Below are 25,372 nucleotides of genomic sequence, written 5' to 3'. Positions count from 1 at the left end.
AAATATTACAGACATTAACATGTGTTTTCATATAGGTTTTATAGGTTAGGATTAAAGGGCTCCTGTTTCCAGGAGCCCTTTCTTTTTGCGTTTCAGGAATCATAATAAAACAAAGGCCCCGGCATACGCCGGGGCCTTATTATGGCCATTGTTGTAAAGGCTCACAAGAATGACCATATATCCTATGAAAACCCTATACTAAATTTAGTATTATATGTAATAACCGTATTCCGCGAATTGGTAAACGCACAGAAATGGCTCGTTAACGATCGTAAAGCTGCGGTAAATGATATCCGGGTAAACGGTAAATGGACGGAAACCTGGGGTTACAGGTTGATCACACCTTTGAGTTGTGTGAAGAACTCATCCTTTTTGCGGGAGGAAATAGGGATATTCTTCTGGTCGCTCATGATCACGGCGGTGCCTAAGCCCTTGATGATCTTGACAATATGGTGGATATTGATGAGGAAGGACTTGTGCACACGGTAAAAACCCTTATCGGAGAGCATTTCTTCGTACTCTTTGAGGGATTTGGAGATCAGGTGGGAAACGTTGTTGATCAGCTGGATCTTGGTGTAGCTGTCAAAAGCTTCACAGTAGATAATATCTTTAAGATCAATGACATTATACCCGTCGTTGACAGGTATTACGATCTTGGAGAAGGCATTATCATTGTTTTTAACATAGTCTTTGAGAATGGAGGCCAGTTCGTTCAGGCGGCCTTTTTTGCTGCGCTTCACTTTCTCCAATGCATCTTCCACCTCGCTCACCTTGATAGGCTTGAGGAGGTAGTCCAGCGCGGCGAATTTGATCGCCTGGAGCGCGTATTCCTGGAAAGCAGTAATGAAAATCACTTCGAAGTTAAGGACAGGGAACATTTCCAGTAACTGAAAACCGTTATGTGGGGGCATCTCAATATCCAGGAACAAAACATCAATAGGGTTATTCTTGATCATTTCCGCGGCCTCATGGATATTTTGTGCTTCGCCTATCACCTTAACATCCTTGCAGTAATTTTCCAGAATGTTTCGCAGGATATGAATGTTGCGGACCTCGTCGTCAACAATGGCAGCTTTTATAATACTCATAACATCTTTACAATGGGAATCAGGATTTCAACCAAGGTACCTTCCTTGTTGCCGAATCCAGACTTAAATTTATCAATAATTTCTAACTTTCCAACGCTTCCATTAAAAGATTTAATAATCTGGAGCCTTTCTTTTATAACACTAAGCGCTGTAGATTCATGTTTGGCAAGCCTTCCGGTCTTAATGCTGTTCGCATGTTCCCAGCCTATCCCATCATCGTCCACCGCGCAAAACAGCAGGTCTCCCTGCATCTCCAGCCGCACCAGCAGGTGGCCGCTCCCGTTTTTGGGCGCCAGCCCATGCTTGATGGCGTTTTCCAGTATAGGCTGTATCAGCATCGGCGGGATATAGACCGTATATTCCTTTAATTCCTGGCTTAACTCGAACCGGTATACGAAAGAATTGGCGAAACGGATCTTCTCCAATTCCAGGTACCTTGCCAGGAAAGCGATCTCGTCTTCCAGCGAAATATAACTTTTCCGGCTATTGTTCAGCATTTGCCGCATCAGCGTCGCGAAATCGGCGAGAAAGTTCAGCGCCTGCTTCTCTTCTTTCTCTAAAATGAGATGCTGCACAGAATTGAGCGAATTGAAGATGAAATGCGGGTTCATCTGGTTGGTGAGCGCCTTGGCCTCCAGTTCCGCAATGCGCCGGTTGTATTCCGTTTTTCGTTTCTCCCCGCCCTTCACCCGGTTGATGATATACCGGAGAATAAGCAGGATGGCCATTACAGCCAGCAGCACGAGTATGCCCCTCGCCCACCATTCCTGGTACCATTGCGGCAGGATGTAGACCCGCAGGGCCACCGGCTTGCTCCAACCGCTTTTGTACTTGCGCGCCCTGATCAGCAGGGTGTAATCGCCGGGCTGCAGCTTGGGGTACGGCACGATGTTGCTCATGGTGGTGACCCAGCCGGAAGCGGTATCGCTGGAAAAATTATACTGGTACTCCACCATTTCGGGCAGGTCGTATGCAATGGCGCCGAATTCCACCTCGAAGGAGGCGCCGCGGCGGTAAATATGCTGAAAGTAAGCCCTGGGCAGGTAGTTGCTGTCGCCATAACGGATGGCGTTGAGGTAGACCGTCGGCGGCACCGTGTCTACGGGAATATGATCGCGGGAGAAATAACAGAGGCCGTTGGAAGTGGCGATGTACAGGGTATCTCCCGCGTGGCTCAGGCCGCGGATGTCGTCGCTCATGAGCCCGTCGTTGGAGGTGAGATTGCGCAGCAGTGCGCGCCTGCGTGTATCTATAACCGATACGCCGCGGTTGGTGGCCACGTAGAGGCGGCCATCGCCGTCGTAATAAAGCCGCTGGCAGATGTCGCTCACAAGGTTGTCCACCATCCTGAAATGGCCGATCACCTGGTTATTCTGCAGCACAAAAATGCCCTGGTCGCTGGTGCCGATCCAGAGGAAGCCGTCTATCCACTGCAGGTCTTTGATGCTCTGGCTCAGCCGCTGATCGCCCTGAAGGGGAACGGGCTGGCGGTTTCCCTCGCCGTAATACAGGCCGGTACCGGTGCCCAGGTAATAGGATGTATCGTTTATACAGGCCACGGAGGACACCTGTGTTTCGAGATTACTGAGGTCCAGGGGACGGGCATCCAGGCCGTTTACCACTTTGTTTCTCGCCACCACCCTTACTTTGCCGGAAGGCGTCACGTCCAGGTCTTTGATCCCCCGCATCCTGAGCGTTTCCCGCGGCTTGCGCATACCCGGGGCAAATTCATAAATGGCATTGTCTGTACCGATCACGGCGGCGCCCCTGGGCAGCGGCAGTATGCTGAGCACGCTGTTGCGCCCGCCGGTGGAGTCCAGCGGGTAACGCTGGATGCGGCCCGAGGGGTCCATGATGTTCAGCATGCCGGCATTCTCGCCGATGTAAAGCAGGCCATTGCGGCGGTCTTTGAACACGCTGTAAACGGAATGTGAATAAAGCCCGTTCGTATTGTCGAGGTAAGCGAAATAGAAATTCTTGAAAGGGATATGATACACACCGTCCCCATAGGTGGTGATCCAGATATTACCGTCGCGGTCGTTGAGGATAGAGGTGACAAAGTGATTGTTAAGCAGCTTGTTGAGCTTGCGTTCGCCTTTAAAGAAATCCTTGATATGGTACAGCGAGCGCGGGGTGCCTATCCAGAGGTCATCCTTGTCTATGCTCATGCAGCTGATCTCTTCGGTGATGCCCCACTCAGGCCCTTTGAAAAAAGGAATAATGTCTGCCGGGGTGAAGGAATACAACGTATTGTTCACGATCACTACCGGGTTCCGGCGGATGCGGGCACTGAAACGTTCGTCCTGCACGGAAAATGCGGGCGTGAGAAATATTTTCTGGGATTCGTTGGCGCTGTCTTTAACATTCTGAAGATGGAAATATTCCTGGAGTGGATGGAATAGCCCCGGCCTCCCAAGCAGCCACATGAGGTCGAAGGGCATGTTTCCCAGCTTATAGGCGGTTTGCCGGCCGTTGTATTGCGCTACACGGCCGGCGGTGTTGAGAAACCAGATGTTCCGCGTAGTGTCTTCGAAAGCATACTGCATGTAATGACTTCCACTGGCGTATACAAGGCTGGTATCGTTCTCGTCGTTGTGCAGGATGTGCCGGTAGTAGTAGGAAAGACGGCCGTTGTTGGTAAAAAACCAGATCCTGCCGCGCGAATCGGCGGCGAGCTTGATCACATCGTTGTCTGTAAGGCCGTCTTTTTTGGTGTAGTTGCGGAAACGTTTTCCGTCGAACTTGCTGACGCCGGTGGGTGTGGCGAACCAGATGAAACCTTCCTGGTCCTGCACTGCGCTGTATACCGTAGCGTTGGCAAGCCCATCCTTCACATTATAATTGCGTATCACCAGGCCCTGCGCAGTTGCGGAACGGGACAAAACCAGGCAAAAGAGCAAAAATGCTATGTAACGGATGGCTTGCATCAACAGCTGATGGCTTAAATATGCTTGATTAATACGCTCTTGCAAACAATACCCTTTCCCTGGAAGGTTTCCCTGTCAGGATGCAGCTGCCTGCTTCCTGGGGATTGTCCAGCGGAATGCATCGGATGGTAGCTTTGGTGCGTTCCTTGATGGCCGCTTCCGTTTCCTCTGTACCATCCCAGTGGGCGGAAATGAACCCGCCCTTTTCGTCCAGCAGCTTCTCAAATTCTTCCCAGGTATCGGCTTTCGTGATGTGTTCTTCGCGGTAGGCCTTTGCTTTGTTGAACATTCCTGTTTGTATCTCATCCAGCAGCGTGATAATGTGCTGCGCGATACCATCGAGCGAAACGCTGGATTTTGTTTTGTCGTCCCTCCGGGCAACCTCGGCCACGTTATTTTCCAGGTCACGGGCGCCGATGGCGAGGCGTACGGGCACGCCTTTCATTTCATATTCCGCAAATTTCCAGCCGGGGCGGGAATTATCGGAGTCGTCGTATTTCACGCGGATGCCGGCTGCTTTCAGCTCCTTAACGATGCTTTGCACTTTTTCGTCTATGAGCCCTTTCTGGTCGTTGCCTTTATAAATAGGCACGATCACGACCTGGAGGGGGGCGATGCGGGGGGGCAGGATGAGCCCGTCGTCGTCGCTGTGCGCCATTACGAGCGCGCCCACAAGGCGGGTGGATACGCCCCAGGAGGTGGCCCAAACGTATTCCAGCTTGTTTTCTTTGTTGGAGAACTGTACATCGAATGCTTTGGCGAAGTTCTGCCCGAGGAAGTGCGAGGTGCCGGCCTGGAGGGCTTTACCATCCTGCATGAGCGCTTCGATGCAGTAAGTGTCTACCGCGCCTGCAAAGCGTTCGGAGGGTGATTTTACCCCTTTGATGACGGGCACTGCCATGTAGTTTTCCACGAAATCGGCGTATACGTCCAGCATTTGCCGGGTTTCGGCGATAGCTTCTTCGGCGGTGGCGTGGGCGGTGTGCCCTTCCTGCCAGAGGAATTCGGCGGTGCGGAGGAAGAGGCGGGTACGCATTTCCCAGCGCACGACGTTGGCCCACTGGTTTACCAGGATGGGCAGGTCGCGGTAGGACTGGATCCAGTCCTTGTAAGTATTCCAGATGATCGTTTCCGAAGTGGGGCGGACGATCAGTTCTTCTTCGAGTTTGGCTTCCGGGTCTACCACCACGCCGCCGCCGTTGGGATCGTTCTTGAGGCGGTAGTGGGTCACCACGGCGCATTCCTTGGCGAAACCTTCCACGTGGGCGGCTTCTTTGCTGAGGAAGCTTTTAGGGATAAAAAGGGGGAAATAAGCGTTCTGGTGGCCTGTTTCTTTGAACATGGCGTCCAGCACGTCGCGCATATTTTCCCAGAGGGCAAAACCGTAGGGTTTGATCACCATGCAACCGCGCACGGCGGAATAGTCGGCCAAACCGCCTTTCAGAACAAGGTCATTGTACCATTGCGCATAATCCTGTGACCGGCTAGTAATCTCTTTACTCATATTAGACTTTTTCTTTTTCCGTTTTCCCCGATGGATCTGAATTTTCAAGTACCTGCAAAACAATCGTTTAGCGGGAGGTGTTTTCCGTTCATCCGTTACAGTTGCCATTCACCAGAAACCCTTTATTTATGGGGGTTCCGGCACAATTTATTGGCGTAATATTTGTTCTATATTTAACGGAAACTTCACAAACCTACGTCGAAAACAGCAAACCCTTTCAACCGGGTGTGCGAAGATAATAAAACGCTTTGTGGTGTAACCCTTTAACGATAAATTTCGTTTAAATTGAGTAAATTTACATTGTTAATCAAATATCATCAGATGAAACCTATGATATATAGTGCAGTAGCCGCCCTGCTTGTGTTCAGCAGCTGCTCTACCGCATATCAGACCGCACAGACGCCGGATGATGTTTACCACTCTCCGGTGAGGCAACAAACTGTGTATGCCAGCAACACTGCCAGAAATACCCAATCTGCATCCAATGTGGAAGAAACGTATGATGACGATGGCAACACCTATGTGACCTATGAGGACGAAGATGACGAGCGTTATGATTACGCGCGCCGGATCGACCGCTTCAGCAGGGGCTATAATGGCAGCTACTGGGATGGTTATTATTTCGACAGCTTTTACGGCAGCCCGTACAGCAGCTTCTACGGAGGTGGTTTCGGCTATCCTTATGTAGGTTCTTACTGGGGCCCGTCCATCACCATCGGCCTGGGTTATGGCTGGGGTTACAATCCCTGGCGCTACAATGGCTGGTACAGCCCGTATTATAGCGGCTGGTACGGCGGCCATGGTTGGTATGGCAGCGGATGGTACGGCGGAGGCTGGTACGGAGGCTACCCCGGCGGTTATTACCCTGGCGGCGGCTATTATCCCGGCGGATGGCATGGCGGCGGTGGTTATTACTCCACCCGTCCTTCCAATTCCTGGGGCCCGAGAACTTCTTCCAACACCCGCGTGTTCAATTCCCGAGATGGTTACACGACCCCGAGGCCGAATACCCAGGGCCGTTCAGTTCCCCGCAGGAGCTTCAACAGCAACGGTACTGAAGTGCCTGCCGGAACTGGTAATTATAACAGCGGCCGCGTAAACAACGCCAATAATGAGAATTCCCCGAGAAGGGTATTCCAGCGTTCCGCTACCGAGCGCCCGGTAAGCCAGCCCAGCAACAGCAGGCCGCAGCCGGAACGTTCCAGCAGAACTTACGAACGTAACTACGAAAGGAGCACACCGCAGCCGCAACGCTCAGAACCAGTTTACAGGGCACCCGAACCGCAGAGAAGCGCACCCAGCAGCTCACCGTCCAGCACGCCTTCCAGGACGTTCCGTCCGAGAGGCGGCAGGTAAGACAATACTGTTAACAGTCGCGTATTATCAATGTATAATACGTGACTGTTAATTCTTATATTTACTCTCGCATATTTTTTCACCAGATTTTTTAAGATGAATAAAAGGATCACATTTCTTTTGATAGCCATAGGTGTATCCAGCCAGGTCATGGCGCAGGATGAAGGGGATGCCTTGCGGTACAGCCGCCTCACCACCGGAGGCACGGCCCGTACGCAGGCTATTGGCGGCGCGGCAGGTTCTCTCGGGGGCGATATTTCCGCGACCCATGTGAACCCGGCGGGTCTTGGCTTTTTCAAAACGAGTGAAGTGAACGTTTCGCCAGGGTTTTACTTCCGCAATAACAGTTATAACTACCTGGGAGAAGCTACGGATGCGGACAAAAGCGGCGGCCTGCTGAGCAATGCCGGGGTCGTTTTCGGCCTGCCCAACCGGCGCAACCCGAACTCCCGCTGGAAAAACTTCGCCTTTTCGCTGGATTACACCAGGATGGCGAACTTCAACAACAAAACCTACATTGCTGGGGTAAACACCACCACCAGCTATTCAGACCGCTGGGTGGAAACACTGAACAACGGCGGAAGCCCGGTTTCTCTTGTTGAGGCTGAAGATAACTATCCCCTCGGCGCCAGCCTCGGCTACTGGGGTTTCCTGCTGAATGCGGATCGCGATCAGAACGGTAACCCGACGAAATATTATACCGTCGTGAATCCTACGAATCCCGGGGGCATCGACCAGCAGGATGTTGTGAAGGAAAAAGGCGGCCTGGACGAGTTTTCCCTCGGGTTCGGCGGCAATTTCAACGAACAGTTCTACATGGGTATCTCCCTGAACTTCCCTACTATCCATTATGAGCGCAACAGGACCTTCGCTGAAGACGACCTGTCTGGCAATAATGACAACGACTTCTCCTTCTTCGAGCATACCGAGAACCTGACGACGGACGCGGTGGGCTTTAACTCCAAGCTGGGTATCATTTATTCACCCATGCCCAGTCTTCGTTTAGGCCTGGCGTATCACACGCCTACCTGGTACAATATGCGCGACGCTTCCACGGCCACCTTCCTGGTGAACACCGAGAACCTGCCTGCAGACGGTCAGTCGGAGCATTATGTGACTGCGGGTTATTCAGAAAGAGACCTGACAGACGGTTTCCCCGTAGAATACGAATACAGCCTGCGTACGCCTGCCAGGGCCATGGCCAGCGTATCCTACATTTTCGGCACTAACGAAGATGTAAAACAGCAGCACGGCTTCGTGACAGCAGACGTGGAATATGTCAACTACGGCGGCACGAAATTCAAATACAACAAGGGCGCAGAAGGAGACCGGCAGATCTCCGACCGGCTGAACAACGTAATTGAAAACGCATACCAGGGCGCGGTAAACGTGCGCGTTGGCGGTGAAATGAAGTTCAACGTATTCGCCGTTCGTGCAGGTTTTTCCTACTACGGCAACCCGTACAACTCCGATTATGCTGATGTTGACGCCAGCATTAAAAAGGTAAGCGGCGGCGTTGGTTACCGCAACAGGGGTTTCTTTGCTGACCTGACGTATGTGCATACGCTGTCTACCAAAGACCTTTACGTTCCCTACACCCTCTCCGGCATGCCCGTTTCAGCGGCATCTGCGGATTTGAAGGGCGGGAATATCGTAGCGACAGTAGGTTTTAAGTTCTGATATCATCAATATCCAGGATACAAAAAAAGGAAGGGCCAGCGCTCTTCCTTTTTTATGCCTTCAACAGCTGCAGCACAGCGGTTTCAACAGCATCGCCCTCCCGCGCGTCGAACCATTGCATGGCAGCGTCGCGGCGGAACCAGGTGAGCTGGCGTTTGGCGTATTGGCGGGTGTGCGTTTTGATCGCTTCTATGGCTTCGGGGAGGGTTATTTTGCCGTCGAAGTGGTCGAATATTTCGGCGTAACCGACGGTCTGGAGCGCGTTGTGGTGGCGGTAAGCTTCCACGCTGCGCACTTCATCCACCAGGCCTGCGGCCATCATGCGGTCCACGCGCAGGTGGATGTTTTCATGCAGCAATTCTTTCGGCAGCTGCAACCCTATTTTGATCACGTTAAAATCGCGCTGTTGCTGCGTGCCGGTGCGGAATGCGGTAATAGACTGCCCGGTGGCTTCAAATATTTCGAGCGCGCGCAGCAAACGGTGCGGGTTGTGTATCTCAGCTCCTGCGTAGAATGCAGGGTCTTTCTTTTTTAAAGTCTCCTGCAGCCACGAAATTCCTTTTTCTTCATATTCTTTACGCAGTTGCTGCCGTATGTCCTCCGGCACCGGCGGCATTTCATCCATTCCTTCCAGGAAAGCGCGGATATAGAGCCCCGTGCCGCCGGTAACGATGGCAAAAGGCTGGCGGGAAAAGATCTCATCCGCATACCGCAGCGCAAGCTGCCCGTACATGGCGGCGTTCACCTCTTCTGTAATCGAATGTGAGTTGATGAAATAATGCGGCACGGCCTGCAATTCAGCAGCATCGGGCTTCGCGGTGCCGATGGTCAGCTCGCGGTAGCACTGGCGGGAATCAGCAGAGATGATCTCCGTTCCCAGCCGTTCTGCCAGGCGTATAGCCATGGCCGTTTTACCTACTGCGGTAGGCCCGGCGAGTACTACAACCGTATTTTTCATATGAAAGCAGGCATCATTTGGGAAAAGTGCCAGGAAATAAATTTATGCGGGCAGCCCGCCGTACGGCAGATGCTGAATGACCGGGCTTATTGAATGACGCCGGCTGAACCCGGCGCAGGCGAGGTTTTAATAGATGTTCTCTTCTTCGCCGCCGGATTCTTCCATGCCATCGTCTTCCCCTTCGGCTTCCTCTCCTTCTTCGCCAAAGCCGTCTTCAGACATCCCTTCGCGGTTCAGGTCATATTTCTCTTCCATTTCCACGAGCTTGTCGCCAATGAGGCCTTTGGTGCCGTACTGGCTGGGCGCGAGGCCTTCCTTGCGCACGCAGGCGGGATAGCTGAGCTTGGTGTTCTCGTCTTTGGCAACGCCGATCAGCTCAACAAGGAATGTCCAGTTTTTGGCGTAGTCGTAGAGGTAGATGAATTTCTGGTTAGGATCTTTTACCATGGCGCCTATCGGCGTATCCGACATCAGCAGCGGCTCCGCTTTGCGGGGCTGGGCGTCCTTTTCGAGCAATATCTCGCGGCCTCTCTGCCAGTTGTCGTTGCTGCGGAAAAAAGTAGCCTTATGCTTGGAGTCAAACTCATATGCGGTTAATATGGCTTGATGGAACTGCAAAAAATTCTGGCTAGGCTTTACCGCAATGTCTCTGTAGACACTCTCATCTTCCTCCCAGTAAACTCGGAACTTCAATACCGGCATATGAATTACATTAAGCGTAAGGCAAAAATACCAAATTATTTAACAGGGGTCAAGTCAAGTTCTTTGGCTTTCTGCAACATATACTGGTATGCTGCATCGAAGGAATTGGGAATTTCCCCGTCCAGGATGGCCTCCCGGATGGTGTTTTTGAGGTCTCCCACGATCCTTCCCGGCTTCAGGTTGAACGTTTCCATGATCATTTCCCCGGTTATGGGCGGCTGCCAGTTACGGATGCGGTCGCTTTCCTCCACTTCCTTCAGCCGCTCGCGCACCAGCTCGAAATTTTCCAGGTAACGCTTCACCTTGGCCTTGTTCTTGGAAGTAATGTCCGCCTCGCATAGCATCATCAGCGCATCCAGGTCCTCGCCTGCGTCGAACAGCAGGCGGCGTATAGCCGAATCCGTTATATTCTCCTTCGTAAGGCTGATAGGCCGCAAATGCAGTTCCACCAGCTTTTTCACCAGCCGCATGCTTTCATGCTGCGGCAGCTTGAGGCGTGCAAAGATGCGCGGCACCATTTTCCCACCTACTGCATCGTGACCGTGAAAGGTCCAGCCATGGCCTTCTTCGAAGCGTTTGGTGGCGGGCTTGCCAATGTCGTGCATGAGCGCGGCCCAGCGCAGCCAGAGGTCGCGGGTATGGCGGGAAATATTGTCGATCACCTGGAGGGTATGGTAAAAATTATCCTTATGCCCTTTGCCTTCCACCGTTTCAACGCCCACGAGGTCTACCATCTGCGGGAAAATAATTTTCAGCAGGCCGGCCTGGTACAGCAGATCGAGGCCGATCGAGGGTTTGGACGACAGCATGATCTTGTTCAGCTCATCCGTGATCCGCTCCTGGGTGATGATCTTAATGCGCTCCGCATTGTCTTTAATGGCCTGGAATGTTTCCGGATGTATCCTGAAATGCAGCTGCGACGCAAAGCGGATGCCCCGCATCATGCGCAGGGGGTCGTCGCTGAAGGTGCGGGCGGGGTCCAGCGGGGTGCGGATGATCTTATCTGCCAGGTCCTGCTGCCCGTTGAAGGGATCGAGCAGCTGGCCGTAGTCGGCTTCGTTGAGGCTGATTGCCAGTGCGTTGATGGTAAAATCGCGGCGGAGCTGGTCATCTTCCAGTGTACCGGGCGCCACTTCGGGGTTGCGGCTGTTTTCGCTGTAACTTTCCCGGCGGGCGCCAACAAATTCAATTTCAATGTCTTTATACCGGATCTGGGCGGTGCCGTAGGTCTTGAAATAGTTCACTTTAATGGCCGGGTCCAGCAGGGAAGCCACCCGGTGTGCAAGCGCGATGCCATCGCCCACGCAAACAATATCCATGTCTTTGGTACTGCGGTTCAGCAGTTTATCCCTCACAAAACCGCCGATGAGATAACAGGGAACGCCAATCTGGCGCGCCGCCTGTGCCACGCTTCCGAACAACTCCTTTTCCCGTGCTGTACAGGGAATCTGCATATACTTTCTACTGGTTTAAGGCGCAAAAGTACTCAATTACGGATGATTTCCAGTGCGCCATCTTTCGCGATGCGCACAATGCGCGAAGGCCGGGCAGGCGTATTGTCCTGCTGCCGGTACTTCACGGTATAGTCTACGCCCTGCCGGATGGCTTCGCTTACTTCGCTGAAAACAGCTGGGGAAGGCTCTCCGCTGAGGTTAGCCGATGTGGATACCAATGGCTTGCGCAGCCGTTTGATAAGGTGCCTGCAAAATTCGTCCTGCACGATGCGGATGGCAATGGACCCGTCCTGGTTCACTGCGCCGGGCGCCAGGTGCAGCGCGCCTTCGTAGATGACGGTGGTGGGGCGGTTGAAGGTCCTGAGGGTCTGTTCGATATCCGGCGGCGGATGCGCGAGGTACCGCACCAGGTCTTTCACATCGGCCATCAGTATAACGAGGCTTTTGGCTTCACTGCGCTGCTTGAGCGCGTAGATGCGCTTTACAGCCTGCTCGTCCGTAGCGTCGCAGCCGATGCCCCAGATAGTATCCGTGGGGTAAAGAATAATGCCGCCGTTGCGGAGTGCGGTGAGGCTTTGGGTGATATCGTCTTCAAATTCCGTCATGCTGTAATGGTTTCATACACATTCATCACTGCCGCCGCGCATTTATCCAGGGTGAAGTGCTGCGCGTGAAGGATGCCTTTCTGCTGCATATCGGCCCTGAGCACCTCGTCTGCCGCCACCTGTTCCATGGCATGGGCAATGGCTGCGGGCTGGAACGGGTCTACGTAGAAAACGGCGTTGCCGCCGGTTTCTGCGAAGCAGCTGCCGTTGGAGGTAACAACGGGCGTGCGGCTCCAGAGGGCTTCCAGGATGGGAATGCCGAAGCCTTCGAACATGGAGGGGTACAACAGCGCCAGGGCGCCCTGGTAAAGGGCCGGCAGGTCGGCGAATGCGAATTTATGTGTTTCGTTGAGCCAGATCACCCGCTGCTCCAGGCCTTCTTTGCGGAGGTATTCCTTTACTTCCTTCTTATAGCCCGTGCCATCGCCGAGCACCACCAAAGGCACGTCCAGCTTACCTTTCAGGGAGCGCATGGCCTGCGCAATGCCCATCAGGTTCTTGCGTTCTATCACGGAGCCCACGTACAGGAAGTAATCCTGCGGCAAGGCGTACTTTGTTTTCATGTGCCTGATGCCTTCTGTGGTATGCTGCAGCTGGAAAGAAGGGTCGCAGCCCTGGTAACACACGCTGATGCGCTCTTCCGGCACGCGGTAGAACTCCATGAGGTCAGCTTTGGTCTGTTCGCTGATGGCGATCACGCGGCTTGCCTGGCGGCATGCGTACACGGCCTTGCGGCGGTATGTATATACGTCGATGGGATTATATTGTTTCGGGTAGCGTTCAAAGATCAGGTCGTGCATGGTAACCACGCTTTTGACGCCGCTGTTGTGGATGCCGAAGGGCAGTTCGGCGCTGAGGCCGTGGTAAACATCGATATGATGATGCCGGAGATCGTTCACCACCCAGCGGCTGCGCCATACCGGCTTCAGCCAGCGGTGATGGGGCTTTTGCGGCAGGATGGTGCGCATGCCGGCTTCGGGCCTGAAAAGCGGTTTGGATTTGGGGGCGAACAGGAAATACTGATGCTGCGGATAGTACGCTGCCAGCGACTTTACGAGGGTGCGGCTGTAATTGCCCAGGCCTGTGCGGTTCTGAAAGGCCCGCTTGGCGTCGAAACCGATGTTCAAAGCAAATAGTTTGATTCGGGGGCAAAATACTGAATTTGATTTTTTTCTTTCCTGTAAAAATGCTAATTTAATTGTCCGCTTAGAATCACCGGAACTTATTGTGATTGGCTTTCGACAATTTTTTTGAAAAAATTAGTACTGTATAACCGTAACCATATTTTCTTCCATTAAACCACTAAAACGTTAACAGGTATGAAGCCCAATGAAAACGTACTAAAGCCGTTCTTTGCACAATTCCTTGAGTCACAGCAAAAGAACGCGCTTCCCAAACAACAACAATCAAACGAAAATAACTGGACCAGCAAGCTGGCCGACGTTCCCGATCAGACGCATAAATATCCTTCCGACGGGGACGAGGAATGGTGGCTGTTATAAATTCCACCGGCATTCATTCATCATTGCAAGCAATGGCCACGGCCGTTGCTTGTTTTTATTTGTCCGCTTCATGATTCTTTGCATTACGCATTCACAGGACACCTACACCATTGATCTCGTGCAGCAGCGGCTGCAGCAGCTAGGTTACTCCGCTTTTCGTTTTAATTCAGATGAATTCGGTACCCGGTACCGCCTCCGTTACCGGCTTACTGCTTCAGGTCCCCAATACCAGCTGCAATGCGGCAGCCAGGTGATAGACGCGCGGGACATTCAGGGCGTATGGTACCGCAAGCTCTGGGCTTTGCAGGTGCCTCCTTCGCTGGATCCCGCCTATGTTCCTTCATTCCTCAAAGAATACAACACTTCCCTCAACATATTCCTCGACGCGCTGGACGTGCCGTGGATCAACCGGCTGGACCTGGACCATGCCGTGGGCGGCAACAAGCTGCTGCAGCTTTCCGCTGCGCAGGCCGCCGGCCTGCACGTTCCGCAAACACTTTTCAGCAATCATGCTGAAGACGCCATCCGGTTCTATGACGACCACCAGGGCGAAGTGGTCGTAAAGCTGCATGGCGCGCTGTCCAAAACTATGGACGGCCGCGGCGACTTCTTCCCTACCACGCGCCTGCGCAAGGAAGACGTGCCCATGCTGGAATCGCTTTCCGCCTGCCCGATGATATTGCAGGAATATATTCCCAAAGACCGCGAGCTGCGCGTCGTGTACATCGACGGCGATTTTTATACCGGCAGCCTGCGTGCGCCCGAGCTTACGGACTGGCGGGCCGGCAGCACCACCCTCATCCAATGGGAAGCATACGAGCTGCCCGGCCATGTAGAAGAAAAGATAGACGAGATGATGCGCTTGCTGGGTCTGCAATTCGGCGCGATAGACATGATCCTTCAGCCCGATGGCGAATATGTGTTCCTCGAAGTGAACCCGCAGGGCGAATGGGGCATGCTGGAAAAATACCTCGGCTTCCCGATAGCCGCCACCATAGTGGAAAAGCTCGTCAACCGGATCACCAATGAATAAAGTCCTGATCATTACCCATACGGCGGACAATGAAGCAGTGGCCTCCGTGATACAGCATATCAAGGCCCTTGGCGGCGAAAGCATCCGGTTTGATGTGGACCGCTACCCACTGACCACACGTCTCACTACCCAATATACCGGCGGCCGCTGGCAGCTGTGGCTGGAAGATGAGTATGGCAGCCATTCGCTGGACGATATTACCGCGGTATGGTACCGCCGCAGCTATAATATTGGCAAAGGCCTGGAAACTGTGCTGGATAAGGAGTTCCTCCCCTCTTCCATCGGCGAGGTGCGGCGCACGCTGTTCGGCATGCTCGAAGGCCTGCCCTGCTTCCAGCTGGAACGATACAGCGTATACCGGCGGCTGGACAGCAAAGAAGAACAGCTGCGGATCGCGGCCGGCTGCGGGCTGGAAGTGCCGGCCACCTGCATCACCAATTCCCCCGTGAGGCTGAAAGCCTTTATGGAAGCCATTAACAGGCCGGTAGTCGCAAAGATGCAAAGTTCCTTCGCCATTTACCGCGAAGGGCGGGAACACGTGGTATTTACCAATGAGATCAGCAGCCATCACCTGGAACAGCTGCAACAGCTCAGCTATTGCCCTATGACCTTCCAGGAAAAGCTGCCGAAGGCGCTGGAGCTGCGGGTGACCGTGGTGGGAAAAGAAATATTCGCTTTTTCGATAGACAGCCAGCAGCTGCCTGAAGCGCAGACAGACTGGCGCAAGGAAGGCGCCTTGCTGGTGGAGGACTGGCAGCCTTTTGGCCTGCCCGAACCAGTAAGCGCCGGGCTTTTGAAGATAATGGATTTTTACCGCCTTAACTATGGCGCTATAGACCTGGTGCTGACGCCTGAGGGGAAATATTATTTCCTGGAGCTGAATGCGGCGGGGGAATTCTTTTGGCTGGACAAGCTTTGCGGGCATTCCATTTCCCGGCAGCTGGCAGCGATATTGCTGGGGCAGGCAGAAAGAAGAGAATAAGGGGGAACAACTGTGCGGTATTATATTATTTTTGCGGAAATTAATTATTAGACAATGGACGTACAGCAACAAATACTGGCTGCATGGAATGACCGCAGCCTGTTACAGCAAACACAGTATTCCGATGCCGTGAGAGCAGTGATAGAGGCCGTGGATAAAGGAAAACTCCGTGTAGCGGAACCGGGAGAGAACGGGTGGAAAGTGAACGAATGGGTAAAACAGGCCATCCTGATGTATTTCACGATACAACCGATGGAAACCATGACGCTGCCTCCTTTCGAGTTCCACGATAAAATGAAGCTCAAGACCAACTATAAGGAACTGGGCGTGCGCGTAGTGCCCCATGCAGTGGCCCGCTACGGCGCGTTTATCGCCAAAGGCGCTATCCTGATGCCTTCTTATGTAAATATCGGCGCGTATGTAGACGAGGGCACCATGGTGGATACCTGGGCTACGGTAGGTTCCTGCGCGCAGATCGGCAAACACGTGCACCTGAGCGGCGGCGTAGGCATTGGCGGAGTACTGGAGCCTTTACAGGCCAGCCCCGTGATCATTGAAGACGGTGTGTTCGTAGGTTCCCGCTGCATCGTGGTAGAGGGCGTGCATGTAGAGAAAGAGGCGGTGCTGGGCGCCAACGTGGTGCTGACCCAATCCACCAAGATCATTGACGTGAGCGGCGCTGAACCGATCGAATACAAAGGCCGCGTGCCTGCGCGCAGCGTGGTGATACCCGGTACGTATACGAAGAAGTTCCCTGCGGGCGAATACCAGGTGAGCTGTGCGCTGATCATCGGTCAGCGTAAAGCCAGCACCGACCTGAAGACCAGCCTGAACGACACGCTGCGTGAATTCAACATTGCCGTATAAACATTTTCCATATACATTTGGAAGCCGTGCTATGCGCGGCTTTCGTTTTTTACGGCTGTTTTTGTTGAAAAAAAGCTGATGGGAATTTGGAAATAATGAGAAAGTACGTACTTTTGCAATCCCTAACACGGAAAAAGATGCCCAGATGGCGAAATTGGTAGACGCACTGTGTTCAGGTCGCAGCGCCCGCAAGGGTGTGCTGGTTCGAATCCAGTTCTGGGCACCACAAACGGTTGTAAGTCATTGATTTACAACCGTTTTCATTTTATACGTGTGTCATTTCTTCCCCCTTTTTTGCGGTTTTTACCACCATTGTTGACACACAATTGACACACCAAATGACACACCAACATGCGAGCACACTACCAGCACGTAACCAGCACCACACACCGCAAAAATTAACCAAAAAAATCGCCTCAGCATACGAAAGTCATTCTGACACTGACACCTTCCATGGCCTTTGGCACTGCCTGAAAGTGACACGAAAAAAAAGTTCCATTCATATCATCCCACATTTTACCATTACAGGAACATGGCCTTTCCAACCTAACGGTACGGCATATACATTGCGGATGGATTTTACTCACCCTTTAAATGAAGTGGCATGAATTTCCTGAAAAGAATGAGTAAAAAAGGGGATAAAATTACTTTCTATTATGATTACGGCCGGCAAAAAGGGCAAAGGCCATCCACGGGGATCTGGATTTACACGAAACCAAAGGACCCCGCGGAAAAAAAGCATAACCAGGAGGCCATTTCCCTACTGAAGGTGAAAGACAGCCAGCTGACCATCGAACGGCAAGCAATCGGATCCGCCTATATTCCTAATCATAAATTCAAAGGAAACTTCCTGGACTACTACGCGGAATACGTGAAAAATCACACCCGTGAAGGCAACCGGCATTTATCGAACAGCTTAGTCCAGTTCAAATCTTTTCTCAAAAAAAACTTTATTTCACCTGTCGATATTACCGAGGAGCTTTGTAAAAGATTCAGGCGTTACCTGCTCGATAAATACCATGGAGAAACACCTTCTGATTACTTCACCCGGTTTAAATGGGTACTGGCGGCTGCAACATCAGACAAGTATTACTTATCCAGCCCAGCTGAAAAAGTAAGCGCAAAATCCAATCCTTCAACCAGGTTAAAAGAGATTATCGAGGTGGAAGATTATTTGGCGCTGTTGGCCACGCCTATTTTAAATTGGGAGGTGCAGGAGGCCTTTATCCTTTGTTGTTACACAGGCCTGAGATGGTGCGACGTTGTAACTTTAAGTTGGGATCAAATTAAAGGGGATACGCTTGTAACGAGGATTATACAGCAAAAGACGGGGCAACCGATTACCTTGACGCTGCACCCGATTGCCAAAGCCATCCTCGTGAAACGCAGGAACCAATTGCAGGGTCTTAGCGATGCCGAGAAGTTCACCAGGAAGGTCTTCCAGCTTCCCGGTGCGAACGGCGCCAATAAAATTCTCAGCCAATGGATGAAAGCAGCCGGAATAATGAAACATATCACTTGGTCATGCGCGCGGCTTAGCTTCTCTATTCTACTGAAGGATAAACTGGTAGATGATCCAACTATTGCCTACCTACTGGGCCATACCACAACAGCACAGGTTCAAAAAGTATATAAAAGGCATCGCCCGAAGGATCAGTCAGAATCTATTAGCTTGCTGCCCGAACCGGAATTACTTCCGTATTTCCTGCAGCTATAATTTCTCAGCAGCGGATATATACCTGGAAGGTTTCCCGGCCATTATATTATCGAGGTCCTCCTTCTTGAAGTATCCGCTGCTGGTTTTTAATATGCCGAATTCAGAACATTTCAAGGCAAACTGGGTCCTACCCAGGTTTGTATAAATATATGCCTCCTCAGGCTTCAGGTACGGCTTGAAACAAAGGGCTATAGCTCGCATCACGGTCAACTCATCACTTTTAATCATTGCACTTCATTTAACAAAATTATTAATAGAAATTGGCGTTACCAATCTAACTATATCGTTTGTGTTGATTACCTCCAAGGAGGATCGATGAAAAAATTTGAGTTACATGCGAAGTCTCAGGAAGATCGAAGGCCCTTACGCTTAACAAAACACCAAGTGACGGCAGGCTTTCATATCCCCCCAAAAGGTCTAAAGCGCAGGACTAAGCGCTCCCCTTTCGAGAATGTACTTTAAGAACATTGCGCTTATTCGAGCTGCATACTTCTTAGCGCTGTCATCTTTTACAGTCATATTATCCATTACAGCCTTGAAAATTAGCCATTTAGTAGAACCATCATTAGCAATTTCAGTGGATCGAGCAACCCCATAGCTCTCCATCTCAACCGCAGCCACCTTTCGATGTACTGGCATTATATGATCCTCGAAATATCCCTTCTTATTAATAACCATTGTACTACAAGCGATTGGCTCAAAAACAATTTTAATCTCCTTACCGAAGGCCTGGATCTCTTTATTGATTAATTTTTCAATTTCGGGAATTTCAGGTTCCAAATGATCTTGTAAGAGCGAATCAATAGACAACACAGAATCCTGTTCTCCCTCAAACTTCTCTACACTTATAGCAATTTGTTTTCCGCTTTCGTCATACAGATGATCATAGTCAATTTCAACCTGATCCTTGTTATAAAGCTTAACCTTCTTTCCGTCTTTGCCTGCAATATCACTTACTTTCCCCTTCTGAAAAGTAAATACTTTTTTTGCTACAACGAGGTCTCCGAAATTCAACCCCTCTTTCCCCCCACAGACACCTGACATCATCAAAATCTTGGGTTTAAACATGTTCAACATTTCCGTAGCAATTATTGCAGTATCAACCATGCCTGTGTCAGATGGAATCCCGACCACAATTCGCTTATCAGGCTGGCCGACGAAATGACCGGTCCTATAGCGTTTTGTCCTTGTATTAATATCAAGTTTTGGCGTCCAAATAAAATAAGGCTCAATTTGCTCAAATTCATTCGAAAAAAGTGCTGTAATTATTGCATATTCAAAAACTAAGGCGTTTCCCCCATTTTCACTTAACACAGATCCCGATGCACTGCCGTGATGCTCCTTGGACAATTCGCTTTTTGAATAAACCTGAATTCGTCCCGCTTTAACCTCATCTCTCATGGTAGAATAAATGTAAACAGGCTTCGGCGACTTTTCCAAATCATAGAGAGCTTTCATAACGCTTCCAGCATCCCCAGCTGAAACAAAAACCGGGATGACACCATAGTCTTCATATATTCCAGTATTGTTAAACTTTAAAACGCCTCGCAAGGCTACCTCACTTTCACTTTTCGCGGCATGAAAGACGTGACAAATCAACAAAAACTTCTCATTTTGCTCAAGATTCGTATATTCTCGATCAAATTCTTCTCGTGATTCAATCAAAATGACCTTCTTGAATAAAGCGCTTCCGATTCTATCTTTTGTAGTCGGATTATTATAATTCTCACGCTCGTCAAAAACAAACAATACTAAATCCTTTAGAGATAAAGACATATTAAATCGATTTAAAGATTATCGTTTGGACAAAGTCATCCTTAGAAGTTCTGGTGGCCTCATCATCAACACTATCCCCCTTTCTATAGTTGACAACATTATTAGGCATTCTATTGAGGTTTTCTAACTTTGAAATTCCAGATCCACTTCCTCCGTTCCTATTATTAGGATCAATTTTATTCTCAATTCGCAAAGTTAAAAAGCCGTAAGAATAACTCCAGGTAAAAAACACAGGAAAATTGATGTGAGCGTGCCTGAAGTTCAGACGAAGCTCCTTAAACAACACCTCTTGTATAAAGTATAATGGAACTGCTACAGAGCCTTGGGATATATTATGCCGTTGAGGTTTAAGGTCAAGTTTCGGATGATCATCTCTGGAAGCACTCAAAAACTTCTGAAATTCGAGAAAAATATCCGAAGTTGAAATATTAATAAAAATTCGATAATAAATTGTGTTACTGCCAATAAATCTTTCAAGCACCCGTTTTATCCAATTCCTAATTTTTCCAATTTCGGACCGTTGTGTCAAACTAAATATTTCATCGGATATAAAGCCATGCAACTCACGTAGAGATTCATTACTATACTCCAGTCGGCTGTAAATTTTATCATCGCAAGGCGCAAAAAAAAGGGGGTAGCTTCGACTAAAAGATAAAACAGATTCAATAAAAGAAGAAATATCCTCTTCCCAAGTTTTTAAAATTTGCGGAACTTTAAAGGTATCAAATTCCTCTTCCATTACCTCTAACAAAGAAACTATCACGTCTACCTTAAGAGTAATAGATCGATCATGAAATTTTTCGTCAGTAACGTTGCTGTACAAATTATTCAATAATGAAATCGCAGTATCAAAATCACTCTCATCAGCCGGTAAGGTGGCGATAAATGACCTATATCTTTTGAGCTTATTGACTAAACCTCCATTTAACTGCCTATTCTCTATTGCCGCATTAACCAACCATCGAGCTTTACCAGCATATTTCATTTCATACTTGGTCGTTGAATTATGAGGCAAATATTTTAAAAGACGATAGAATAAATAATTTAAATCTCCATCCTTGCCGAGACAAAACCTATTAATTAATTCAACAAATTTTCCGACTGTCAAAAAGTCGAATAGTTCGTCATTCTGGTACAAAATGAAAAACAAATGGAATAAATTTTTGTTAGACCAGATGTAATACAAGCGCTTTTTGCTCAGGATCGGTTTATTTGGTTTTGTAGGGTTTCCAAACAAGATCGTCTGAATAAATAACTCTAGTCGCTCAGTAAGATCAGGAAGCACTTCTTTGACTTTCTCATATAAATTTGGTTCGTGTAAAAATACCGCGGAAATTAGTTCAATTGTTTTATATCGGTCGTCAGTAAATTCGGTATTCTCAATTTCAAGAATAAATTTGTCAAAAAACTCGAAATATTCTTTATAAAACCTATAAGTTGAGATCCGACCTATTTGTTCCTTGGTCAGTAGCAAATCCTTTAAAAATTCACCATCTTCCGTCCTTGGCTTAATAAGATACTTGTTATTTAGCGCTTCGATCTCCTTTAACTCTAATTCCGCCTTTACGTTTTCTGCGATTTCTCTTATCCCTATCGGAATGTTCGAATGATTTAGAATATCATCAAGCCAGGTTTTCTCTTTTATAACCGGGCTTTCTTGTATATAGTAGGTGGGAACATGCCAGTGACTTCCAAAAAATACCGAAATTGAGACTTCACCGTGCTCGCTTCTTATCAACTTTAACCGTGAAAAAAAATCCTTTTTATGATCATTAACTCTCCCTATGATGGATAAAACAATAATCTCTCGTACATTTAACGTGGCTACTTCATCTATCATTTGAATCACTGATTCGCCCGAACATGACCCATCATCGAGAATCATGACCTTTTTATTTCCAGCAATATCGTATAAGAATTCCGGCGGGTGAGGAAATCGCCATCCCTCATTAGTGGAAAAGCGCTGCAATTCTATTATAGTTAATGCGTGATTATTCAGGATAGAGTCTTTAAGATATTCTAGGTCTAAATTGCCAACACCGGACTTTTTTGGAAAGAAAATGATCTCCAAATCCTTAAGTAAAACTGAGTCGATTTTATTAAACAATTCTCTGAGAAGGAGATTGCTTCTACTTCGGTCCATTAACAGCTTATCCATATCGAAAAAGTATGGATGAATCAGGTTATTAAACTTAAAGTAACCAACTTTAATATACGATTCATCCAGAATTTTAATAAACTGCTTGTTACCTAGCAACGACGAATGTAAGTAAGCATTTCTAATATTGCTTTGAGTTATTGGCGTATTTGTATACGGGTTAATCCTTCTGACATGCAATGCCTTTTTTAATAATAGTTCCCGAATTTGATATCGTCTCCTTTTGCGCATTGGAAAAACGCTCAAGGCCACAATGTCTTTTGAAAACAAATCATATCGTTGGATGGCCGGTTCAAATTCAAGGTCGATTCCGTTAACAATCACCCCAATCTTTGCGATAGCGATTTCGGCTTGCAAAAGGGCTAACCGCAATTTATTCCACATGTAACCTGTTGACAATACATCACAGACCAAAACAAATTTGCTGGATTTCGGCAGCTCCTTCTTTTTAACTGCTCCAATAAATTGTGAAAGACCACCTTTCGCAGAAAAGTATCGACTACTATCAAAAAATCCCAGAGCAATCAATTCTTCGACTATCTTCTCACTGCTTTGTGTATTACAAACAAAATAATAGGAGGAAAGATCCCCAAGCTCTTCAATCAATTTATTGGCTAATGCGGAAGCTAGTAATCGTACGTTGTTTTTATTCGTTAATAAGTCGAAAAGTTGAATATATTTTTCCTGATAGTAATTCCCATTGCATAAATACACAAACCCTTCTTCTGACTTTACACAATCTAAAATAAGTTTCTCCACTTGCTCATATTCCAATTGGTCTTTTTGTTCCTTAAGAATATTCGAGATGTTATTTTTGTCAACAAGTGAAATAAGGTTGCGGTGCTCATCATAGTAGTTGACATTCCCTATTACCCCGTCTGGATTTGCAAAGTCACTGGACCGCAAATCACTTACTTCAAACAACAATTCATTCAGCTTAAGAATATCAGAATGCAAAAATACACCCAACCAAAAAATTGAAATCTGGTCCGTTGCAGCTTCAATATAAATAAACGGCGTAGGGTGAATGTGAAATTGTTTGGAAATTTCAGGAAGAAACTGAATTTCTTTGTTAACATTCTCTAAGTAATCAATTGGTGGAGGGTCTAATATGATTACACTGTTACTAATATTAATTCTATAGTCAAATGCCAAAAAATATATGAGTTTCTTTGTAACTCTATCGTCAATCTCAAATCCTTTAAAACTTATATAAAATAGATTGTTTCCAGTACTGGTATCAAAAATCGAAACAAATTTCTCAAACAGCTTATCGTAGAATTTTTCTTTCAAAAAGTTCATACTTTTCACTTCAACCTGCAAGTCAAATAGACTGACATGTATTATCTTTTTCTTAAAAAAACTGCGCTTATCAAGGTGATCTATTGGCTTAATTGGGATGGTAGTAATAGAATTCTGTTTGTCACGTTCAGGCAAATAGATACTTATAAGTGTTCCAGGGAAATTCTTGCTACTGTCTCCGAACCGGGATACAGCTTGTGAAAATGTTTGACCTTGTGAAAAATTAAAAATAACTTTACCCCTATTGCTACGAGCTACTAACAACCCATTGAATCTTCGAACAATTGTAAGTAAATCAAAGAGTCCCCTTGGTATGTTCGACCGCTCAAGGTATCGCTTGTCAATTGGATCTTTTGAAGAATCAAATTGAAATGCGTATGCCAGAATATTATCATCAAGGCTCCCAGCTGTAAAAAGTATATCTTTTTTTTGATCATCCCTGGCTTGAAGAAATTGCTTTTCCAATGACCTGCAGATTCCTTCTCCAAAATCCACGAATGAAAGTTGAAGCAACGATCGGTTAATATACTTTTTTGAACTATTATCATAGTAAAAAGATGCTAGTTCAGGCACCTGCTCTTCAAGAAAATTCTTCTTCAAGACATGCTGAATAGTATCCGGCTTATTTGTCGATTCACTTAACCTTTTTATTAGTGAAATATTAAAAAAAGAAAAATTCTTTTCTACATTGAAAATACCTTGCTTAAAATGGTCCAAAAAATTCTCATACAGCTCCCTTGTAACAATTGAGCTCAATGTTTTATTATCAAATGGCATTGTACAATTGTACCTTTGGAGAATTTCAGTTGTAGCTTTGCTCAATTTGTAAATTCTCGCTAATTTTTCCGATACTCTTTGGTCGTCGTAATTTTCTATTTTTTCTAGCTCAACAAAAGGGGTGACGCCATATCTGTCATAAATATCAAGACTATCCGCTGGGATATTATATTTTATTTTGAGTCTCTGGACAAGGCCATATGATATATCAAAATATTTCTCAAACTTAGAACCCGGCACAACACTATCAGCGATATTGTCAGGAATAACAGCTCCAATCTTCCATACTTCCCAAATCTGAACAATTTGACTTGCTAGGCGTCTATCGACGTTTTCTGGAATCCCCACTTTCAGAAAACGTACGAAGAATTCAATTTCAGCCTCAAAAAAGTATCTTAAAAGTGCAGTAAATACTAATAATTCCTGGTTAGAAAACCACTTACAAGCGGAAAGGTCAAATACGACCCTAATTTTCCTTTGTAGAGCAAGGGGCAGTATCTTTTGAACATCATTGAGAAAATCGTCAAGGTGTTGTTCACTAACTTTCTCACCAAATGAAATTATGCGATCAACGTGATCCATAAAGTATAGAGATTTTTAAAATACGTTTTGGACCCTCATGTAATATCCCATACAGACTTGCTTATTTGCCATCAGGTCAGCACAAACGTCTTGGAGTCAGCTGTTGCAATTAGCTGTTAGGAAGCTTACTATTCGAGGTACGAAAAATATTGTATTTTACTTATATAGCCAAAAAAAAATGAGACCCATTAAAATTGACCGGAATCCGCAACTGGCCTTCCCTAGATAGAATTGAATTTATTGCGAACAAAAGCTGATCGAGGCTGAAGACTATTGCGCACTACTGGCCACCCCGATATTCCATTGGGTGCTACAGGAAGCTTTTATTTTTTGTTGCTATACAGGTCTCCGCTGGTGCGACGTCCTTACACTGAGCTGGGATCAAATCAAGGGCGACTCCTT

Annotated in this window: 18 protein-coding genes and 1 tRNA gene; 8 read left to right on the top strand and 11 right to left on the bottom strand. The window is 48.1% G+C overall.

Features of this window, described 5'->3' with window-relative positions:
* Positions 1-326: 326 nt before the first annotated feature.
* From R3I13_RS18685 to proS, 3 genes are all read right to left on the bottom strand, one after another.
* A complete protein-coding gene (locus R3I13_RS18685; protein ID WP_074237512.1) occupies positions 327-1,088 on the bottom strand; it encodes a LytTR family DNA-binding domain-containing protein in 762 nt (253 codons plus the stop codon).
* Entirely contained in the window at positions 1,085-3,970 is a 2,886-nt protein-coding gene (locus R3I13_RS18680) for a histidine kinase (RefSeq protein WP_346319481.1), read from the bottom strand. The genes R3I13_RS18685 and R3I13_RS18680 overlap by 4 nt, the downstream gene beginning before the upstream one ends.
* Positions 3,971-4,043: 73 nt before the next feature.
* Positions 4,044-5,519 carry a proline--tRNA ligase gene (gene proS / locus R3I13_RS18675; RefSeq protein ID WP_346319480.1) on the bottom strand — a complete coding sequence of 492 codons (1,476 nt, stop codon included), beginning with the start codon at positions 5,517-5,519 and terminating at the stop codon, positions 4,044-4,046.
* A 321-nt stretch (positions 5,520-5,840) separates the two neighbouring features.
* On the opposite strand from proS, the gene R3I13_RS18670 reads away from it, so the two are divergent.
* Together R3I13_RS18670 and R3I13_RS18665 are read left to right on the top strand one after the other, a co-directional pair.
* The gene (locus R3I13_RS18670) at positions 5,841-6,875 is read left to right on the top strand and encodes a hypothetical protein (RefSeq protein WP_346319479.1); all 1,035 of its coding nucleotides are present in this window, start codon (positions 5,841-5,843) and stop codon (positions 6,873-6,875) included.
* Between the two features lie 96 nt (positions 6,876-6,971).
* A complete protein-coding gene (locus R3I13_RS18665; RefSeq protein WP_346319478.1) occupies positions 6,972-8,555 on the top strand; it encodes a hypothetical protein in 1,584 nt (527 codons plus the stop codon).
* A gap of 52 nt (positions 8,556-8,607) precedes the next feature.
* On the opposite strand, the gene miaA is transcribed toward R3I13_RS18665, so the two are convergent.
* The 5 genes from miaA to R3I13_RS18640 form a co-directional block, all read right to left on the bottom strand.
* Positions 8,608-9,513 carry a tRNA (adenosine(37)-N6)-dimethylallyltransferase MiaA gene (miaA, locus tag R3I13_RS18660; RefSeq protein WP_346319477.1) on the bottom strand — a complete coding sequence of 302 codons (906 nt, stop codon included), beginning with the start codon at positions 9,511-9,513 and terminating at the stop codon, positions 8,608-8,610.
* A 126-nt stretch (positions 9,514-9,639) separates the two neighbouring features.
* Positions 9,640-10,215: a hypothetical protein gene (locus R3I13_RS18655; protein WP_346319476.1), complete on the bottom strand. Its 576-nt coding sequence runs from the start codon at positions 10,213-10,215 to the stop codon at positions 9,640-9,642.
* A 35-nt stretch (positions 10,216-10,250) separates the two neighbouring features.
* A complete protein-coding gene (locus tag R3I13_RS18650) occupies positions 10,251-11,669 on the bottom strand; it encodes an HD domain-containing protein (RefSeq protein ID WP_346319475.1) in 1,419 nt (472 codons plus the stop codon).
* Positions 11,670-11,701: 32 nt separating this feature from the next.
* Positions 11,702-12,274, bottom strand: coding sequence for an L-threonylcarbamoyladenylate synthase (locus R3I13_RS18645; protein ID WP_346319474.1), 573 nt, complete (start codon positions 12,272-12,274; stop codon positions 11,702-11,704).
* On the bottom strand, positions 12,271-13,401 hold the full coding sequence (locus R3I13_RS18640; RefSeq protein ID WP_346319473.1) for a glycosyltransferase family 1 protein: 1,131 nt from the start codon (positions 13,399-13,401) through the stop codon (positions 12,271-12,273). The genes R3I13_RS18645 and R3I13_RS18640 overlap by 4 nt, the downstream gene beginning before the upstream one ends.
* 192 nt (positions 13,402-13,593) lie before the next feature.
* Here R3I13_RS18640 and R3I13_RS18635 point away from each other — a divergent pair, with 192 nt between their 5' ends.
* The 6 genes from R3I13_RS18635 (at position 13,594) to R3I13_RS18610 (ending at position 18,375) form a co-directional block, all read left to right on the top strand.
* Complete coding sequence (locus R3I13_RS18635; RefSeq protein WP_346319472.1) at positions 13,594-13,776, top strand: microviridin/marinostatin family tricyclic proteinase inhibitor; 183 nt, start codon at positions 13,594-13,596, stop codon at positions 13,774-13,776.
* A gap of 70 nt (positions 13,777-13,846) precedes the next feature.
* Positions 13,847-14,809 (top strand): MvdC/MvdD family ATP grasp protein, encoded by a 963-nt coding sequence (locus tag R3I13_RS18630; protein ID WP_346319471.1) that lies wholly within the window; start codon positions 13,847-13,849, stop codon positions 14,807-14,809.
* Positions 14,802-15,791 carry an MvdC/MvdD family ATP grasp protein gene (locus tag R3I13_RS18625; protein WP_346319470.1) on the top strand — a complete coding sequence of 330 codons (990 nt, stop codon included), beginning with the start codon at positions 14,802-14,804 and terminating at the stop codon, positions 15,789-15,791. Before R3I13_RS18630 ends, R3I13_RS18625 begins: the two co-directional genes overlap by 8 nt.
* A gap of 54 nt (positions 15,792-15,845) precedes the next feature.
* Positions 15,846-16,658, top strand: coding sequence for a 2,3,4,5-tetrahydropyridine-2,6-dicarboxylate N-succinyltransferase (locus R3I13_RS18620; protein ID WP_346319469.1), 813 nt, complete (start codon positions 15,846-15,848; stop codon positions 16,656-16,658).
* 139 nt (positions 16,659-16,797) lie between these two features.
* Positions 16,798-16,884 (top strand) — tRNA-Leu (locus R3I13_RS18615).
* A gap of 378 nt (positions 16,885-17,262) precedes the next feature.
* Positions 17,263-18,375: a site-specific integrase gene (locus R3I13_RS18610; protein WP_346319468.1), complete on the top strand. Its 1,113-nt coding sequence runs from the start codon at positions 17,263-17,265 to the stop codon at positions 18,373-18,375.
* On the opposite strand, the gene R3I13_RS18605 is transcribed toward R3I13_RS18610, so the two are convergent.
* The 3 genes from R3I13_RS18605 to R3I13_RS18595 all read right to left on the bottom strand — a co-directional run bounded on the left by R3I13_RS18605 (position 18,370) and on the right by R3I13_RS18595 (position 24,970).
* Positions 18,370-18,603 carry a hypothetical protein gene (locus R3I13_RS18605; RefSeq protein WP_346319467.1) on the bottom strand — a complete coding sequence of 78 codons (234 nt, stop codon included), beginning with the start codon at positions 18,601-18,603 and terminating at the stop codon, positions 18,370-18,372. The genes R3I13_RS18610 and R3I13_RS18605 overlap by 6 nt on opposite strands.
* A gap of 189 nt (positions 18,604-18,792) precedes the next feature.
* Complete coding sequence (locus R3I13_RS18600; RefSeq protein WP_346319466.1) at positions 18,793-20,151, bottom strand: hypothetical protein; 1,359 nt, start codon at positions 20,149-20,151, stop codon at positions 18,793-18,795.
* A gap of 1 nt (position 20,152) precedes the next feature.
* Complete coding sequence (locus tag R3I13_RS18595) at positions 20,153-24,970, bottom strand: hypothetical protein (RefSeq protein ID WP_346319465.1); 4,818 nt, start codon at positions 24,968-24,970, stop codon at positions 20,153-20,155.
* Positions 24,971-25,372: the final 402 nt, after the last annotated feature.

The organism is Chitinophaga sp. YIM B06452 (assembly GCF_039655965.1).
In the GTDB taxonomy this organism is placed as follows: Bacteria; Bacteroidota; Bacteroidia; order Chitinophagales; family Chitinophagaceae; genus Chitinophaga.
Note: the sequence above shows the minus strand (reverse complement) of the source record. Positions and strands in the feature narration are given on the sequence as shown.